We start from the raw sequence: 15654 nt of genomic DNA, 5'->3' as shown, positions 1-15654 counted from the left end.
CCCGCGAGAAGCATCCGCAGTGTGGAGTCCGCGGATGTACGGCGTATTGCACCAAGCAAAAGAATCCCGATGCCAGCCGTCGCATGTCCGATGGCTGGCGGGGGCCGGCTGATATCCGGCTACCCCAGAAAGACGATGGCGACGATGGCGATGCCCAGCAGCAGGTTCACGCCCACCCAGCGGCGGATGCCGCCCATGGCGCGTCCGCCCGCCGGCCAGTCGGAGGCTGAGACGGCCGCGTTCAGCCGCGGATAGAGGGCGAACCGGATGTAGGCGTAGATGGCCATCATGAGCAGGCCGCCGGCGGCCATGGCGGTCCAGCTGGGCGGCATGAAGAAGGCGCCGCCCGTCTGCGCCGCCTGGGCCGCTTCCTGGCCGATCATCGCCATGCCCGACAGCAGGATGAGCACGATGGCCGCCAGCACGGTGTTCAGGAAGGGGCCCAGCACCGAGGCCATGAGCCGCAGGCGGACCGGCGGTTCCAGCGCGGCCGCGGCGGGGCGCAGGAAACAGTGGGCGAACAGCATGCCGCCGACCCAGAGGATCACGGCCATGACGTGGGCGAACTTGAGCGCGTTGTAGAGCATGCGGAATCCGTGTGAGAAAGAGGGCGGGGGCCGGGCTGAATCCGTCCCCATCATATCGCCGTCATGCCGCGCGCGCGGACTTGACCTGGATCATGGTTTTCCATTTAGAATGAGATTGATTGCTATTTGTAATTAAGAGTCCAGGGAGCCTGACGTGCCCAATCCCGTGCTCGCCACGAGCGACACCGTCCATCTTCTGTACCGCGCGCATCACGGATGGCTGCATGGCTGGTTGCGCGCCAAGCTGGGAAACACCTTCGACGCGGCCGACCTGGCGCAGGACACCTTCGTCCGCGTGCTGCGGCACCGCCATGAGCTCGATGCGCTGCGCGAGCCGCGCGCCTATCTCACCACCATCGCCAAGCGCCTGCTCATGAACCATCACCGGCGCCGCTCGGTGGAGCAGGCCTACCTGGAAGCGCTGGCGCTGATGCCCGAGCCGCTGGCCCCGTCGGTTGAGCAGCGCCTCATCATCCTGGAGGCGCTGCAGGAGATCGACGAGATGCTGGCCGGCCTGTCGCTGCCGGCCCGCCAGGCTTTCCTGATGGCGCAACTGGAGGGCCTGAGCCACGGCGAGATCGCGGCCCGGCTCAACGTGTCGCTGCGTTCCGTGCACCGCTACATCGCCAAGGGATTCGAGCAATGCATCATGGCGGCGATCTGAGCGCGCCGGCCGAGACGGCTGGAGAACTGCCGGCGGTGGACCGCGGCGTGGCGCGCGAAGCGGCGCGCTGGCTGATGCGCCTGGCCTCGGGCCGGGCCACCGACGCCGACCGTCGGGCCTGCGACCTGTGGCGCGCGAGCAAGGCCGAGCACGAGCACGCCTGGCAGCGGGCGCAACGCGTGAATGCGCGTTTCGGCCTGATCCCGTCCGCGCTGGGCATGGCCACCCTGAACCGCCCCGCGCTCAAGAACCGCCGCGCCGCGCTGAAGACGCTCGCGGCGCTGGTGGTCGCCGGCCCGGCCGCCTGGGCCGCGTGGCGCTCGGATTCCCTGGACTGGAGCGCCGATTACCGCAGCGCCGCGGGCGAACAGCGCGACGTGGCGCTGGCCGACGGCTCCACGCTGCACCTGAATACGGGCAGCGCCGTGGACGTGATGTACAGCGCCAGCGCGCGCCTCTTGCGGCTGCGTTCCGGCGAGATCGCCGTGCATGCGGTGGCCGACACGGCGGCCCGGCCCCGGCCTTTCGTGGTGCGCACGCGCCTGGGCGATATCGAGGCGCAGGCCTCGCGCTTCTGTGTGCGCGAGGAAGGCGCGTTCTGCCGGGTCACCGTGCAGGAGGGCCGCGTCCGGGTCAGCAGCGGCGCGCATCCTGGCGCCGCCGTCGAGCTGGCCGCGGGCGAGCAGGGCGGCCTGACGGAAGCGGGCGTATCGCCGCCGTCCCCCGCCGATCCCCACGCGGCCGACTGGCTGCGCGGCGTGCTGTACGCCAGCGGCATGCGCCTGGACGCCTTCGCCGCCGAACTCGACCGCTACCGTCCGGGCATCCTGCGCTGCGACCCCGAGGTTGCGCGCCTGCGGATCTCGGGCGCGTTCCAGCTGCGCGACACCGACGCGGTGCTGGCCGCCCTGCCGGCGACGCTACCGGTGCAGGTGCGCTACCGCACGCCGTACTGGGTGACGATCGGGCCGCGCGCGCCCGTGGATGCCTGAGGCCGCCTGACGGCGATATTGAAAATTATTTTGCGGACAGCTGTCCGATCTGGAGGTCACGAGGGTCATGGTCTGTATAGGCAAACGAATGCCGACACCTTTTGGATCGAAAGGACGACCATGGCTTACCTTCCCGCCGGCCGCGCGTGCGGCTCCCGACCAGCCCGAGGCGCGCGATGCCGGCTGACCCGACTCGCCGCCGCCATGCATGCGGCGCTGGCCCTGAGCGCGTTCGCCGGCGCGATGCTGCCGGCGTCGGGCGCCTGGGCGCAGGCTTCGGAACAGGCGCAGGCGCGCAGCTACCGCATTGCGGCCGGGCCTCTGGCCGAAGCGCTGCCGCGCTTCGCCGACAGCGCCGGCGTGACCGTGCTGTTCGACGCGGCTTTGGTGGGGCAGCGCCGCACCGGCGGGCTCGATGGAGTCTATTCCGTGGATGAGGGATTCTCGCGCTTGCTGGCCGGCAGCGGCCTGGGCGTGCGGGAGCGCAGCGCCCGGGTCTTCGTGCTGGAGGCGCAGGCGCCGGCCGGCGTGACGCAGCTGGCGCCGGTCAAGGTGGAAGGCGAGGGCGCGCCGAGCGCGCCGGCCTGGGAGACCAGCACCGACCGCAAGCGCCTGGACGATCTGCAGATCCGCAACTGGAGCGACCTGGGCAAGCGCGCCGAACCCGGCGTGAGCTTCAACCGGCAGAACAACAGCATCAACATCCGCGGCCTGGACCAGGACCGCGTGCTGACGCGCGTGGACGGCATCCGCCTGCCGTGGCTGGACGACGGCGCGCGCGGCGTGAAGGGTGGGCTGGAAGCGGTCGATTTCAACAGCCTGTCGCGGCTGGACATCGTGCGCGGGGCGGACGCCAGCGGCGGCGGCTCCGGCGCGATTTCCGGCATTGCCGACCTGTACACGCTGGAGCCGTCCGACCTGCTCGGCGGCGACAAAACCTTCGGCGCGCTGGCCAAGACGGACTACGACTCGGCCGACAGCAGCTGGGGCGCCAACGCGGCGCTGGCGGGCCAGATCCACGGCAATACGTTCTGGCTGGTGCAGGCCGGGGTGCGCAACGGCCACGCGCTGGACAACCGCGGCGACGTGGGCGGCTACGGCCCCACGCGCAGCGAGCCCAGCCCCGAGGATTACGACCAGCGCAGCTTCCTGCTGAAGCTGCAGCAGCGCGTCGAAGGCGGACACCGCTTCGGCCTGACCGGCGAGTACTTCAAGCGCAACGCCGACATCGACAGCATGTTCGAGCAGGGCGCCGGCACCAGCTACCTCTACGGCGAGAACGGCACGCGCAAGGAAACCGAACGCGAGCGCGTGTCGTTCGACTATTCCTACAAGGCGCCCGGCGAGGGCGGCCTCATCGATACCGCCACGGCCGTGGTCTATTGGCAGCGCCTGCGGCTGGACAGCTCGCAGAGCGGCGTGCGCAGCGTGGATTCCCGCGCGCGCATCATCCCCGGCGATCCCTTCCGCTACGGCTTCCCCAGCGGTCCCTACGGCCGCAGCAACTCCATCCAGCAGTCGCTGTTCGGCATGAACACCGAATTCACCAAGCGCCTGGCCGGCGCGAGCGTGTCGCAGCTGTGGACGGTCGGCGGCGAGTGGTACGGCAACAAGACCGAGCAGAACTCCAGCGGCTACGACAACTGCCCCACGATCCGCCCGGGCCTGCCCGCGCCGTTCGGCCCGCGCGCCTGCGACATGCTGCACACCAACCAGGCCGATGTGCCGCAATCCAAGGGCAACCAATGGGCCTTGTGGGTGCAGGACGAATTCAGCTTCGCCGACGGCCGCTACACGGTCATGCCGGCCCTGCGCTACGATCATTACGAACAGAAGCCGCAGTCCACCGCCAGTTACGACAGCAACCCGAATGCGGGCGCGCTGCCGCCGTCCAATGGCGGCAGCCGCTTCTCGCCCAAGCTGCTGGCGACGTGGAAGGCGCGCGACGAACTGAGTTTCTACGCGCAGTACGCCTACGGCTTCAAGGCCCCGAGCCCGACGCAGCTCTACACCAACTACGGCGGGCCGGGCACCTACCTGCGCGTGGGCAATCCCTATCTCAAGCCCGAGACCAGCAAGGGCTGGGAACTGGGCGCCAAGCTGGGATCCGACGCGCTCGGCGGCGCGCTATCGTTCTTCGACAACCGTTACCAGAATTTCATCGATGGCGACGTGCCGCTGAATCCGAGTTCGCCGCAGTGGCAGCCGGGCTGGGCGGGCCAGTATCCTTTGGGCGTGACCGGCAACGTGAACCGCGCCAAGGTGCGCATCTACGGCGCGGAGGCCAGCGCGCACTGGAAGTTCTCGCCGGGCTGGCGCACCTGGGGCTCGCTGGCGTGGGCCGTGGGCAAGGACGAAGGCACCGGCCAGTACCTGAATTCCGTGGCGCCGCTGAAGGCGGTGCTGGGGCTGGGCTACAGCCGCGACGCGTGGGGCGTGGATGCGCTGCTGACCACCGCGTTGCAACGCAACAAGGTCGAGTACCCCGACGCCACGCCCGAGGCGCGCAATCCCGATTTCCAGGCGCCCGGCTACGGCGTGGTGGACCTGATGGGCTATTGGCGTCCGGCGGCCGTGAAGGGGCTGCAGGTGCAGGCAGGCGTTTTCAACCTGTTCGACAAGAAGTACTGGGAGGCCATCAATGTGCCGACCGCCGGCGCGACCGCGCTTCCGCGTCCGGTCGATTGGTACACGGAACCGGGGCGCAGCGTCCGCGTCTCATTGACATACCAGTATTGAACCCGAGCCGCCGCCGGCCGGCGGCGGCTTTCGCAACCCGTTACAACGGCCGGAGGGCCCACTATGAGCAACACCGATTTCACGTCCCGCGCGCAAGCGCTGCGCGATCGCAACGAGGCCCTGGCGGCCTCGCAGCCGGGGCTGCGCGCCCGCAATCTCGCCCAGGCCCTGGGCGTGTCCGAAGCGGAATGGGTGGCCGCGGGCTGCGGCGGCCTGAAGGCCACCGCCCTGCACGGCAAGCCCCAGGAGATCTTCCGCGAGCTGGGCACGCTGGGCGAGGTCATGGCGCTGACGCGCAACGACTGGTGTGTGCACGAGCGCCACGGCGTGTATGAAGACATCCAGGCCGAGGGTCCGGTGGGCCTGGTGCTGGGACCGGACATCGACCTGCGCGTGTTCTTCACCGCATGGAAGTCGGCCTGGGCGGTCGAGCAGGACGGCCGCCACAGCCTGCAGTTCTTCGACGGCGCGGGCGTGGCCGTGCACAAGGTCTACCGCACCGACGCGACCGACGCGGCCGCCTACGACGCGCTGGTCGCGAAGTTCGCGGGCGAGGCCGCCTGGCCCGAGACCGCGCCCTATGCCCCGGCCGCCGACGCCGACCGCGTCGAGGATAGCGCGCAGTGGCGCGAGGCCTGGCTGGCCATGCAGGACACGCACGAGTTCTTCCCGCTGCTGCGCAAGTTCAAGGTGTCGCGCCTGGCCGCGCTGGCCGCCGCCGGCGAGGACCTGGCCCAGCCCGTGCCCGCGGAAGCCGTCGAGCGCATGCTGGAGTCGGCGGCGCAATCCGGCCTGTCCATCATGTGCTTCGTGGGCAACCGCGGCATGATCCAGATCCATACCGGCCCGGTGCGGCAACTGCGCCGCACCGGGCCCTGGTACAACGTGCTGGATCCCAAGTTCAACCTGCATCTGGACACCACCGCCATCGCCTCGGCCTGGGTGGTGAACAAGCCCACGTCCGACGGCTGGGTCACCTCGCTGGAGCTGTACTCCGCCACCGGCGACCTGATCGCGCAGTTCTTCGGCGAACGCAAGCCGGGCAAGCCCGAGCTCACGCAATGGCGCGAACTGATGGCCAGCCTGTGCAGCGTGCCGCTGGCCGCCTGAGGACGACGCGATGAAGACATGGTTGGCAGTGGCGATCGGATGGATGGCGGTCGTCGCCGCGCACGCGGCGCCGCCCGAACGGGTGGTGACGCTGGGCGGCAGCGTGACCGAAATCGTCTACCAGCTGGGGCAGGGCGAACGCCTGGTCGGCGACGACCTCTCCAGCCTCTACCCCGAGGCGGCGACCAGGCTGCCGCGCGTCGGGTACTACCGCGCGGTGCCCGTGGAGGGCGTGCTGGCGCTCAAGCCCGACCTGGTGCTGGCATCCGAACAGGCCGGCCCGCCGGAGGCGCTCAAGCGCCTGGGCGAGGTCGGCGTGCGGGTGGTGACGGTGCCGGATTCGCCTTCGGTCGATTCGCTCAAGGCGCGCATCCGCAACGTCGCCGAGGCGCTGGAGGTGGCCCCGGAAGGCGAACGCATGGTGGAGCGTATCGCGCGCGAGCTCAAGGCGGTCGAAGCGACCCCGGTGACCCATGCGCGCGCCATCCTGCTGATCAACCGCACCGGCGCGTTGCTGGGCGCCGGCAGCGGCACCGCGGCCAACGAAGTGATGGCGATGGCGGGCCTGGTGAACGTGCTGAAGGACCAGCAGGGCTACAAGCCGGTCTCCGCCGAGGCGGTCAGCGCGCTGGCGCCGGACCTGATCGTGGTCACGAAGACCTCGCTCGAAGCCACCGGCGGGGCGGCCAGGCTGCTGGCCACGCCGGGGCTCGCGTCCACGCCCGCCGCCGCCCGCCAGCGCGTGATCGTCATGGACGACCTGCTGCTGCTGGGCATGGGGCCGCGGTTGCCGCTGGCGCTGACCGAGCTCAAGCGGGAGGCCGCCGGTGCGATGGCGCGCTAGCCGCGTGAAGCCGCCGCTGGCCCTGCTGCTGCTGGGCCTGGCGCTGGTCGTGGTGACGCTGGCCGCCAGCAGCAGCGGCGCGGTCCGGATCCCGCTGCGCGAGCTGCCGTCCCTGTTGTGGGGCACCCCGGCCCCCGGCAGCGAACTGTGGCGCAACGTGCTGGTCGATATCCGCCTGCCGCGCGTGCTGTTCGCGCTGGTCGCCGGCGCCGCGCTGGCCATCTCCGGCGCGTCGATGCAGGCCCTGTTCCGCAATCCGCTGGCCGAGCCGGGCCTGATCGGCATTTCGGCCGGCGGCGCGCTGGGCGCGGTCGGCGCCATCGTCCTGACCTCGGGCGGCTTCTGGATCCTGGCGCCCGCGGCGTTCGCGGGCAGCCTGCTCGCGACTTTCTGTGCCTATGCGCTGGGCCGCCGCGTGCCCGGCGTGGCGGGCCTGCTGCTGGCGGGCATCGCGATCAACGCCGTGGCCGGCGCCATGATCGGGCTGTTCACCTTCGTCGCCAACGATGCCCAGCTGCGCGACCTGACGTTCTGGAGCATGGGCAGCCTGGCGGGCGCGAACTGGACGCTGCTGGCCTTCCTGGGGCCGTGGGTGCTGCTGATGTCGCTGTGGCTCATGGGCCAGTGGCGCGTGATGAACGCCTTGCTGCTGGGCGAGCGTGAAGCCCAGCACCTGGGCTACGCGCTCAAGCGGGTGCGCGCCCGGCTGGTGCTGGCCTGCGCCCTGATCGTCGGCCCGCTGGTGGCCGCCACCGGCGGCATCGCGTTCGTGGGCCTGGTGGTGCCGCACCTGGTGCGCATGACGCTCGGCGCCAACCATCGCTGGCTGCTCCCCGCCTGCGTGCTGGGCGGGGCGCTCGCCCTGGCGCTGGCCGACTGGCTCTCCCGCGTTGCCGTGGTGCCCGCGGAACTGCCGATCGGGCTGGTCACCAGCCTGGTGGGCGGACCGTTCTTTTTATGGTTGCTGGCGCGCGGCCGGAGGCACGGATGATGCTGGCGGCCGAGAATTTGACGCTGGCGCGCGGCGGCAACCGCATCCTGGACCAGGTGTCGCTGGCGCTGCGGCCCGGCGAGGTCGTGGGCCTGCTGGGCGCCAATGGCGCGGGCAAGTCCACGCTGCTGGGCGCGCTGTCGGCCGAACTGGCCCCCGACGCGGGGCGCCTGCGGCTGGACGACGGCGACCTGGCGCGGCTGCCGCACCGCGAGCAGGCCCGCCGGCGAGCCGTGCTGCCGCAGAAACCCGGGCTGACTTTCGACCTGGACGTGCGCGAAGTGGTGGCGATGGGCGCCTATCCGTTCCCGGAACTGTCTCCGGCCGCCGTGGACGCGCTGGTGGACGAGGCGCTGGGCCGGGCCGACGTGACGCATCTGCGCGCCCGGCGCTATCCCGAATTGTCCGGAGGCGAACAGCAGCGCGTGCAGTTCGCCCGCGTGCTGGTGCAGTGCAATGCGGCGCGCGTCCCCGGCGAGCCGCGCTACCTGCTGCTGGACGAGCCCACGGCCAGCCTGGATCCGAAGCACCAGGGCGACCTGCTGCGGGTGGCTGCGGAACTGGCGCACGGGGGAGATACCGGCGTACTGGTGATCCTGCACGACATGAACCTGGCCGCGCGCTGGTGCGACCGCCTGCTGCTGCTGTGCGGGGGGCGGGCGATCGCGGCGGGCACGCCTGCCGAGGTGCTGACGCCCGGCAACCTGTACCTGGCCTACGGGATCGACGCGCAGATCATCGCGCATCCGCTGCAGGCCGGACGCCTGTTGGTGGTCATGGCGTGACGCGCGGCGCGGCGCCGGTAAAATGGGGAAAACGCTTCTTTCACCCATCTTTGCACAGGACTCCGTGTCATGCCTACTTTTGACGTCGTCTCCGAAGTCGACAAACACGAACTCACCAACGCCGTCGACCAGGCCAACCGCGAACTGTCCACCCGTTTCGATTTCAAGGGTGCCGACGCCAAGTTCGAACTGGAAGGCTACGTCGTGACGCAGGTTGCCTCCAGCGCCTTCCAGCTCAAGCAGATGCTGGACATCCTGCGCGGCCGGCTCTCGGCCCGCGGCATCGACGTGCGCTGCCTGGACGTCGCCGATCCCTTGGAAAACCTGGGCGGCGCGCGCCAGAAGGTCACCATCAAGCAGGGCATCGAGCAGCCCGTGGCCAAGAAGCTCATCGCCGCCATCAAGAACGCCAAGCTCAAGGTGGAATCGCAGATCAACGGCGACAAGCTGCGCATCAGCGGCAAGAAGCGCGACGACCTGCAAACGGCCATCGCGCTGCTGAAGAAGACCGACGTCGACCTGCCCCTCCAGTTCGAGAATTTCCGCGACTAGCGACTAAACCCGAGCAAGAACAGCCGCCTCGCCGCCGGGCCGCCCCAAGGCGAGGCAGCCCCCTTCGGGGGGCAGCAAGCGGGCGTAGCCTGCGCAGCGTGGGGGCAATAACCACCGCCGGGCCGCCCCAAGGCGAGGCAGCCCCCTCGGGGGGCAGCAAGCGGGCGCAGCCTGCGTAGCGTGGGGCTTAAAATCCGCGCAAGAACAGCCGCCTCGCCGCCGGGCCGCCCCAAGGCGAGGCAGCCCCCTCGGGGGGCAGCAAGCAGGCGTAGCCTGCGCAGCGTGGGGGCTTAAAACCCCGTGCAAGAACAGCCGCCTCGCCGCCGGGCCGCCCCAAGGCGAGGCAGCCCCCTCGGGGGGCAGCAAGCAAGCGAAGCTTGCGCAGCGTGGGGGTACACATTGGGTCATTCGAGCGAGCTTCAACTGATCGTCGAACTGGCGCGCGCCGGCGGCATGTCCGCCGCGGCGCGCGAGTTGGGCGTCACGCCCGCGGCGGTCAGCAAGCGCCTGGCGCAGATCGAGGCGCGGCTCGGCGTGCGCCTGGTGAACCGCAGCACGCGGCGCCTGAGCCTGACGGCCGAGGGCGAGATGTACCTGGAAAACGCCCGCCGCATCCTGGGCGAAATCGAAGACCTGGACGAACTGATCGCCAGCCGCCAGGCCCAGCCGCGCGGCCTGCTGAAGGTCAACGCGCCGCTGGGCTTCGGCCGCAGCTACATCGCGCCGGCGATCGCCGAATTCGCGCAGAAATATCCCGAGGTCTCGCTGCAGTTGCAGCTGACCGACAGCCCGGCCGATTTCGTGCAGGACGCGTTCGACGTGGCGGTGCGTTTCGGCGACCTGCCCGATACGCGCCTCATCGCCCGCAAGATCGCGCCCAACCGCCGGCTGGTCTGCGCCTCGCCCGGCTATCTCAAGAGCCATGGCGTGCCGGCCACGCCCCAGGACCTCGCGCGGCACCAGTGCATCGTGTTGCGCCAGAACGAGGCCGCGTACGGCCTGTGGCGCTTCACCAGGGGGCGCCGCAGCGAAACCGTGAAGGTGCGCGGCGGCCTGAGCAGCAACGATGGCGAGGTTACGCTGACCTGGGGGCTGGCCGGCCTGGGCATCCTGCAGCGCGCCGAATGGGACCTGGCCCGCTACCTGCGCAGCGGACGCCTGGTCCGCGTGCTGGAGGACTACGCCTTGCCGCAGGCGGACATCTACGCGGTATTCCCCGAGCGGCACCACCTGTCCACCAAGGTGCGGGTGTTCGTGGATTTCCTGGTGGCGTATTTCCAGAAGGGCGACGAAAGCCAATGGTGAGCCGCAAGCCGGCTCACGCGGTCCAGAGGTGCTGTGCCGCGTAGGCGCGCCACGGACGCCACGCCTCGGCGCGGGCCAGCAGCTGCGCGGGGGTGTAGGCGCGGGATTCCAGGCGCTCCATCGCGCGGATCAGGCCGATGTCGGCGCTGGGAAAGGCGTCCGGCTCGCGCAGCTGGCGCAGGGCGATGTATTGCGCCGTCCATTCCCCCACGCCCCGGATGGCGCGCAGGCGCAGCACGGATTCGGCCAGGTCGCCGCCGGCATCGAACAGGTGCTTGTCGGCGACCGCCGCGGCGGCCACGGCGGACAGCGTGGCCGCCCGGCTGCGCGGCATGCCCAGCGACGCCAGTTCGGCGGCCGCGACGACCTCGGGCTCGGGAAACACATGGGTCAACTCGCCGTCGGGGCGGGCCAGGGGCGCGCCGTGCGCCGCCACCAGCTTGCCGGCGAGGCGGACGGCCGCGGCCACCGTGATCTGCTGGCCCAGCACGGCCCGCAAGGCCAACTCGAATCCGTCCCAGGCGCCCGGCACGCGCAGCCCGGGCCGGGCCTGGATCAATGCCGTCATGACCGGATCCCGCGAGAACTGCGCGGCGATGGCGACGGGATCGCTGGCCAGGTCGAAAACGCGCCGCAGTCGGGCGATGATGGCGGGCAGCGCCTGCAACCGGGGAAAGCGCACGATGGCCTGCAGCGCGTTGCCCGTGCCGGGCCGCAGCGTCACCGTGCCCTGGTGGCCGTCGAGCGAGATGGCGCGCGCATAGGTGTCGTCGGTTACCCGTTCCACGCCGGGGATGGCCCGCAGCCGCAGGAACGCCAGCATGGACTCCCAGTCGTAGGGCGGCCGGTAGCGCAGCAGGAGCTTGATCTCGCCGTCGCTGCCGGCCGGCAGCTCGGGTTTTTCGGAGCGGCGCAGCTCGCCCGGCGCGCGGCCGAACAAGTGGTGGAAGATCTCGTTGAAGCGGCGGATGCTGCCGAAGCCCGACGCGAAGGCGACTTCGGCCATCGGCAGGCGGGTTTCGTGGATGAGTTGCTTGGCGAGCAGCACGCGCCGGGTCTGGGCGACGGCGACCGGCGAGGCGCCCAGGTGCTGGCGGAACTGCCGCCGCAGCTGGCGCTCGCCCACGCCCAGGCGCCGGGCCAGCGCGTCCACGCCTTCCTCGTCCAGCGCGCCCAGCTCGATCAGCTGCAGCGCCCGCGCCACGCCGGCGGGCAGTTCGTGCCCCGGCCCCAGTTCGGGCGCGGTCTCGGGCCGGCAGCGCAGGCAGGGGTGATAACCGGCCTCCTGCGCGGCCGCGGCGGTGGCGTAGAACGTCACGTTGCGCGACAGCGGCGTGCGCGCCGGGCAGACCGGCCGGCAATAGATGCCGGTGGTCTTGACGGCGGTGAAGAAGCGCCCGTCGTAGCGGGCGTCGCGCACTTGGATGGCGCTGTAGCAGGCGTCGTGGTTCAGGTCCATGGGAGGATGCTAACGCCGCGGCCGGCCCGCGATCTAGCGGTTTTCGGACAGGGTTGTGTTTGTCACTCGTGTCCGGAAACCGCCAGTGCCGCCGCTGCGGCGGCTTCATAATGGCGCGGTCGAACTCATCAGGAGGCGGATCATGCCGGCCCTCATCCTTGCCCTGGAACGCGTGGCCACGCCGCTGGGCCAGATGCTCGTCCTGACCGACGCTCAGCAGCGGCTGCGCGCGGTCGACTGGGAAGACTACGAAGCGCGGATGCACACCCTGCTGCGCCGCCAGTACGGCAAGAACGCCGTGCGGCTGGACACGGCCGGTCAGCCCTCGCGGGCGCGCCGGGCGCTGGAGGCCTATTTCGACGGCGAGCTCGCCGCCATCGACGGTTTTCCCGTGGCGCTCGGCGGCACCGAATTCCAGCGCCAGGTCTGGCAGGCGCTGCGCGGCATCGCGGGCGGGCAGACCGTCACCTACGGAACGCTGGCCCACCGGATCGAGCGGCCGTCCGCCGTGCGCGCCGTGGGCCTGGCCAATGGCGCCAATCCGGCGGGCATCGTGATTCCCTGCCACCGGGTGATCGGCGCCAACGCCTCCCTGACGGGCTACGGCGGCGGGCTGCACCGCAAGCGCTGGCTGCTGGAGCACGAGGCCCGCCATGCCCCGGCCGGGGGCCCACCTTCAACTCCAGGTTAAAGATGTTTTGAGTTCCAGCGCCGCCGCGCGCGCCGGCGATCGGTACAGTGCCTGCAGACCCACCAGCAAGGAATCGTCTGCACATGAAGACCTATCGCATCGCAACCATCCCCGGCGACGGCATCGGCAAGGAAGTGATCCCGGCCGGTCGCCGGATCATGCAGGAACTGGCCCGGCAGGGCGGCCTGCGGTTCGAGTTCGAGGATTTCGACTGGGGCGGCGACTACTACCGCAAGCATGGCGCGATGATGCCGGCCGACGGGCTGGACGCGCTGCGCGACAAGGACGCCATCCTGTTCGGTTCCGCCGGCGATCCGCACATCGCCGACCACATCACGCTCTGGGGCCTGAGGCTGAAGATCTGCCAGGGCTTCGACCAGTACGCCAACGTGCGCCCCACGCGCATCCTGCCCGGCATCGACGCGCCGCTCAAGCGCTGCGCGCCCGAGCAGCTGAACTGGGTCATCGTGCGCGAGAACTCCGAGGGCGAGTATTCGGGCGTGGGCGGCCGGGTGCACCAGGGCCATCCCATCGAGGCCGCGACGGACGTGTCCATCATGACGCGCGCCGGCGTCGAGCGGATCCTGCGTTTCGCGTTCAAGCTGGCGCAGTCGCGTCCGCGCAAGCTGCTGACGGTGATCACCAAGTCCAACGCCCAGCGCCACGCCATGGTGATGTGGGATGAAATCGCGCTGCAGGTCAGCCGGGAATTCCCCGACGTGACCTGGGACAAGGAACTCGTGGACGCGGCGACGGCGCGCATGGTCAATCGCCCGGCGTCGCTCGACACCATCGTCGCCACCAATCTGCATGCCGACATCCTGAGCGACCTGGCCGCGGCGCTGGCGGGCAGCCTGGGCATCGCGCCCACCGGCAACATCGATCCCGAGCGCCGCTATCCGTCCATGTTCGAACCGATCCACGGCTCCGCCTTCGACATCATGGGCAAGGGGCTGGCGAACCCGGTGGGGACGTTCTGGTCGGTGGTGATGTTGCTGGAGCACCTGGGTGAAACGCAGGCCGCCGCCCGGCTCATGCAGGCCATCGAAAGCGTGACCGCCGATCCCTCGCTGCATACCGGCGACCTGGGCGGCAGCGCCACCACCGAGCAGGTCACGGCGGCGGTGTGCGAGAAGCTGGCCGCGCTGGCGCAGGCCAAGGCCGCCTAGCGGCATCGCGGGACGAGGGCGCAGACCCTCTCCCGCGCCGCCCGGCGGCGAAAACAAGAAGCGAAGTCCATTCGTATCAGGAGACAACCATGCATCAGAAAGCCGTTTCCGCGCGCGCCCTCGCGTTCGCCTGCCTGTTGGGCCTGTCCTTCGCGGGCGGGGCCGCGGCGCAATCCTATCCCGCCCGTCCGATCAACCTGGTCGTGCCGTTCCCGGCGGGCGGCACCACCGACGTGCTGGCCCGCGCGCTGGGGCAGGAACTGGCCAAGAGCCTGGGCCAGCCGGTGGTGGTGGAAAACAAGCCCGGCGCCGGTTCCACGCTGGGGGCGGACTACGTCGCCAAGGCGGCGCCCGACGGCTATACCCTGCTGATGGGGGCGGTCCATCATACGATCGCCACCAGCGTCTACAAGAGCCTGCACTACGACTTCCAGAAGGACTTCGCGCCCGTCACGACGGTGGCGCTGGTGCCCAACGTGCTGGTGGTGAATCCCAAGCTCGACGCCAAGGACGTGCAAGGCCTGCTGACGATGGCGCGCGCCTCGCCCGGCAAGCTCACCTACGGGTCGAACGGCATGGGCACGGGTCAGCACCTGATCGGCGCGCAGTTCGAGAAGGAAGGCCACGTGAAGCTGCTGCACGTCCCCTACAAGGGCAGCGGCCCCTTGACCACCGACCTGCTGGGCGGCCAGATCGACATGTCGTTCGATACGGTCACGCCGGTGCTCGCGCACATCCAGAGCGGCAAGCTGCGCGCGCTGGCCGTGACCACCAACAAACGCTCGGCGGCGCTGCCTGACGTGCCCACGATGGAAGAGGCGGGCCTGAAGCCGTTCGACATGGGCACCTGGTTCGGCGTGCTGGCGCCGGCCGCCGTGCCCAAGGACGTGGTGCAGCGGCTGAACGCCGAGATGGTGAAGATCATCCGTTCGCCGGATTTCTCGCGCCGGATGGCGGAGATCGGCGCGGTGCCGATCGGCGACAGCCCGGCCGAAATGCAGGCCCGGATCGGCGCGGATACCGCGAACTACGCCAAGCTGGTCAAGGACGCCAACGTCGCCATCAATTGAACCCTAGGCGCGGATCCAGCCGCGCGCGATGGGCAGGGCGAGGACCTTCCGGTACAGGCCCTGGGCGGCCGCGGTGAGCGGCGCGCCCGCGCGGTTCCACAGCGGGATGGCGGCGCCGGCGGCCAGCGGCGCCAGCGCCAGGCCGCCCGCGATGTCCAGCGGGTAGTGCACGCCCAGGTAGACGCGCGAGGCGCCGACCAGCACGGCCAGCGCCAGCGCGGCCCAGCCCAGGCCGGCCAGGCGCCGGTCGAAGATCAGGGCGAAGCCCAGGGTGGCGATGATGATGGTGTGGTTGCTGGGGAACGACGAGGTCGCGGCATGCGGAAAGAACGCATGCCCCAGTCCGATGGCGAAGGGACGGGGGCTCGGCCACAGCGCGCCGCACAGATAGCTGGCGAACAGCCCCAGGCCGATGCTGGCCAGCACCTTCAGCGCCAGGCTCCGCCGCGCCTCGCCGCCCCACAGCCAGGCGGCGGCCAGCGCGCCCGGGACCAGCAGGATCAGCTTGTTGGCCACCAGCATGGCGGCATGGATGCGCCACGCGGGGGTGGCGGGATCGGCGTTGATCAGGAGAAACAGGGACTGGTTGAGGCTTTCCAGGAAATTCATGACGCGTCATCGCAACGTAACAAACGAATAGCCGCGATGGTAATGAGGATTCCCGTCAGTCCGCTTACAAAATGCGCCGAATCCCGT

Annotated in this window: 15 protein-coding genes; 12 read left to right on the top strand and 3 right to left on the bottom strand. The window is 70.3% G+C overall.

Going from position 1 to position 15654, the window contains the following annotated elements:
• Positions 1–119 precede the first annotated feature (119 nt).
• Entirely contained in the window at positions 120–587 is a 468-nt protein-coding gene (locus tag ADE01S_RS25180) for a CopD family protein (RefSeq protein WP_062684481.1), read from the bottom strand.
• 154 nt (positions 588–741) lie between these two features.
• Here ADE01S_RS25180 and ADE01S_RS25175 point away from each other — a divergent pair, with 154 nt between their 5' ends.
• The 9 genes from ADE01S_RS25175 (at position 742) to ADE01S_RS25135 (ending at position 10569) form a co-directional block, all read left to right on the top strand.
• Positions 742–1251 carry a sigma-70 family RNA polymerase sigma factor gene (locus ADE01S_RS25175; protein ID WP_062684480.1) on the top strand — a complete coding sequence of 170 codons (510 nt, stop codon included), beginning with the start codon at positions 742–744 and terminating at the stop codon, positions 1249–1251.
• Positions 1230–2243, top strand: a complete 1014-nt coding sequence (locus ADE01S_RS25170) for a FecR domain-containing protein (RefSeq protein WP_062684479.1) — start codon at positions 1230–1232, stop codon at positions 2241–2243. The genes ADE01S_RS25175 and ADE01S_RS25170 overlap by 22 nt, the downstream gene beginning before the upstream one ends.
• Positions 2244–2363: 120 nt before the next feature.
• A complete protein-coding gene (locus ADE01S_RS25165) occupies positions 2364–4982 on the top strand; it encodes a TonB-dependent receptor (RefSeq protein ID WP_062684478.1) in 2619 nt (872 codons plus the stop codon).
• 63 nt (positions 4983–5045) lie between these two features.
• Entirely contained in the window at positions 5046–6092 is a 1047-nt protein-coding gene (locus ADE01S_RS25160; protein ID WP_062684477.1) for a hemin-degrading factor, read from the top strand.
• A 10-nt stretch (positions 6093–6102) separates the two neighbouring features.
• On the top strand, positions 6103–6936 hold the full coding sequence (locus ADE01S_RS25155; RefSeq protein WP_062684476.1) for a heme/hemin ABC transporter substrate-binding protein: 834 nt from the start codon (positions 6103–6105) through the stop codon (positions 6934–6936).
• Positions 6937–6940: 4 nt separating this feature from the next.
• On the top strand, positions 6941–7927 hold the full coding sequence (locus ADE01S_RS25150) for a FecCD family ABC transporter permease (protein WP_370511524.1): 987 nt from the start codon (positions 6941–6943) through the stop codon (positions 7925–7927).
• A complete protein-coding gene (locus ADE01S_RS25145; RefSeq protein ID WP_062684474.1) occupies positions 7924–8712 on the top strand; it encodes a heme ABC transporter ATP-binding protein in 789 nt (262 codons plus the stop codon). The genes ADE01S_RS25150 and ADE01S_RS25145 overlap by 4 nt, the downstream gene beginning before the upstream one ends.
• Positions 8713–8781: 69 nt before the next feature.
• A complete protein-coding gene (locus tag ADE01S_RS25140; RefSeq protein WP_062684473.1) occupies positions 8782–9264 on the top strand; it encodes a YajQ family cyclic di-GMP-binding protein in 483 nt (160 codons plus the stop codon).
• 399 nt (positions 9265–9663) lie between these two features.
• Positions 9664–10569, top strand: coding sequence for a LysR family transcriptional regulator (locus ADE01S_RS25135; protein WP_075873460.1), 906 nt, complete (start codon positions 9664–9666; stop codon positions 10567–10569).
• A 13-nt stretch (positions 10570–10582) separates the two neighbouring features.
• On the opposite strand, the gene ADE01S_RS25130 is transcribed toward ADE01S_RS25135, so the two are convergent.
• On the bottom strand, positions 10583–12028 hold the full coding sequence (locus tag ADE01S_RS25130; protein WP_062684472.1) for an AlkA N-terminal domain-containing protein: 1446 nt from the start codon (positions 12026–12028) through the stop codon (positions 10583–10585).
• Positions 12029–12170: 142 nt separating this feature from the next.
• Between ADE01S_RS25130 and ogt the strand changes: the two genes are divergently transcribed.
• The 3 genes from ogt to ADE01S_RS25115 all read left to right on the top strand — a co-directional run bounded on the left by ogt (position 12171) and on the right by ADE01S_RS25115 (position 14958).
• Positions 12171–12719 (top strand): methylated-DNA--[protein]-cysteine S-methyltransferase, encoded by a 549-nt coding sequence (gene ogt, locus ADE01S_RS25125; RefSeq protein WP_082775894.1) that lies wholly within the window; start codon positions 12171–12173, stop codon positions 12717–12719.
• A gap of 83 nt (positions 12720–12802) precedes the next feature.
• Positions 12803–13888, top strand: coding sequence for a tartrate dehydrogenase (locus ADE01S_RS25120; RefSeq protein ID WP_062684471.1), 1086 nt, complete (start codon positions 12803–12805; stop codon positions 13886–13888).
• A gap of 89 nt (positions 13889–13977) precedes the next feature.
• Positions 13978–14958, top strand: a complete 981-nt coding sequence (locus ADE01S_RS25115; RefSeq protein ID WP_062684470.1) for a Bug family tripartite tricarboxylate transporter substrate binding protein — start codon at positions 13978–13980, stop codon at positions 14956–14958.
• A gap of 3 nt (positions 14959–14961) precedes the next feature.
• On the opposite strand, the gene ADE01S_RS25110 is transcribed toward ADE01S_RS25115, so the two are convergent.
• Positions 14962–15567 carry a phosphatase PAP2 family protein gene (locus ADE01S_RS25110; RefSeq protein ID WP_062684469.1) on the bottom strand — a complete coding sequence of 202 codons (606 nt, stop codon included), beginning with the start codon at positions 15565–15567 and terminating at the stop codon, positions 14962–14964.
• Positions 15568–15654 lie beyond the last annotated feature (87 nt).

Source organism: Achromobacter denitrificans NBRC 15125 (genome assembly GCF_001571365.1).
GTDB classification, from domain to species: Bacteria; Pseudomonadota; Gammaproteobacteria; order Burkholderiales; family Burkholderiaceae_B; genus Achromobacter; species Achromobacter denitrificans.
The sequence above is the reverse complement of the archived record's forward strand: the minus strand, read 5'-3'. Positions and strand labels throughout refer to the sequence as shown.

Coding starts and splice junctions, on each gene's coding strand:
- ADE01S_RS25180 (WP_062684481.1), bottom strand. CDS start 587: ATGCTCTACAACGCGCTCAAGTTCGCCCACGTCATGGCCGTGATCCTC.
- ADE01S_RS25170 (WP_062684479.1), top strand. CDS start 1,230: ATGCATCATGGCGGCGATCTGAGCGCGCCGGCCGAGACGGCTGGAGAA.
- ADE01S_RS25165 (WP_062684478.1), top strand. CDS start 2,364: ATGGCTTACCTTCCCGCCGGCCGCGCGTGCGGCTCCCGACCAGCCCGA.
- ADE01S_RS25160 (WP_062684477.1), top strand. CDS start 5,046: ATGAGCAACACCGATTTCACGTCCCGCGCGCAAGCGCTGCGCGATCGC.
- ADE01S_RS25155 (WP_062684476.1), top strand. CDS start 6,103: ATGAAGACATGGTTGGCAGTGGCGATCGGATGGATGGCGGTCGTCGCC.
- ADE01S_RS25145 (WP_062684474.1), top strand. CDS start 7,924: ATGATGCTGGCGGCCGAGAATTTGACGCTGGCGCGCGGCGGCAACCGC.
- ADE01S_RS25140 (WP_062684473.1), top strand. CDS start 8,782: ATGCCTACTTTTGACGTCGTCTCCGAAGTCGACAAACACGAACTCACC.
- ADE01S_RS25130 (WP_062684472.1), bottom strand. CDS start 12,028: ATGGACCTGAACCACGACGCCTGCTACAGCGCCATCCAAGTGCGCGAC.
- ogt (WP_082775894.1), top strand. CDS start 12,171: ATGCCGGCCCTCATCCTTGCCCTGGAACGCGTGGCCACGCCGCTGGGC.
- ADE01S_RS25120 (WP_062684471.1), top strand. CDS start 12,803: ATGAAGACCTATCGCATCGCAACCATCCCCGGCGACGGCATCGGCAAG.
- ADE01S_RS25115 (WP_062684470.1), top strand. CDS start 13,978: ATGCATCAGAAAGCCGTTTCCGCGCGCGCCCTCGCGTTCGCCTGCCTG.
- ADE01S_RS25110 (WP_062684469.1), bottom strand. CDS start 15,567: ATGAATTTCCTGGAAAGCCTCAACCAGTCCCTGTTTCTCCTGATCAAC.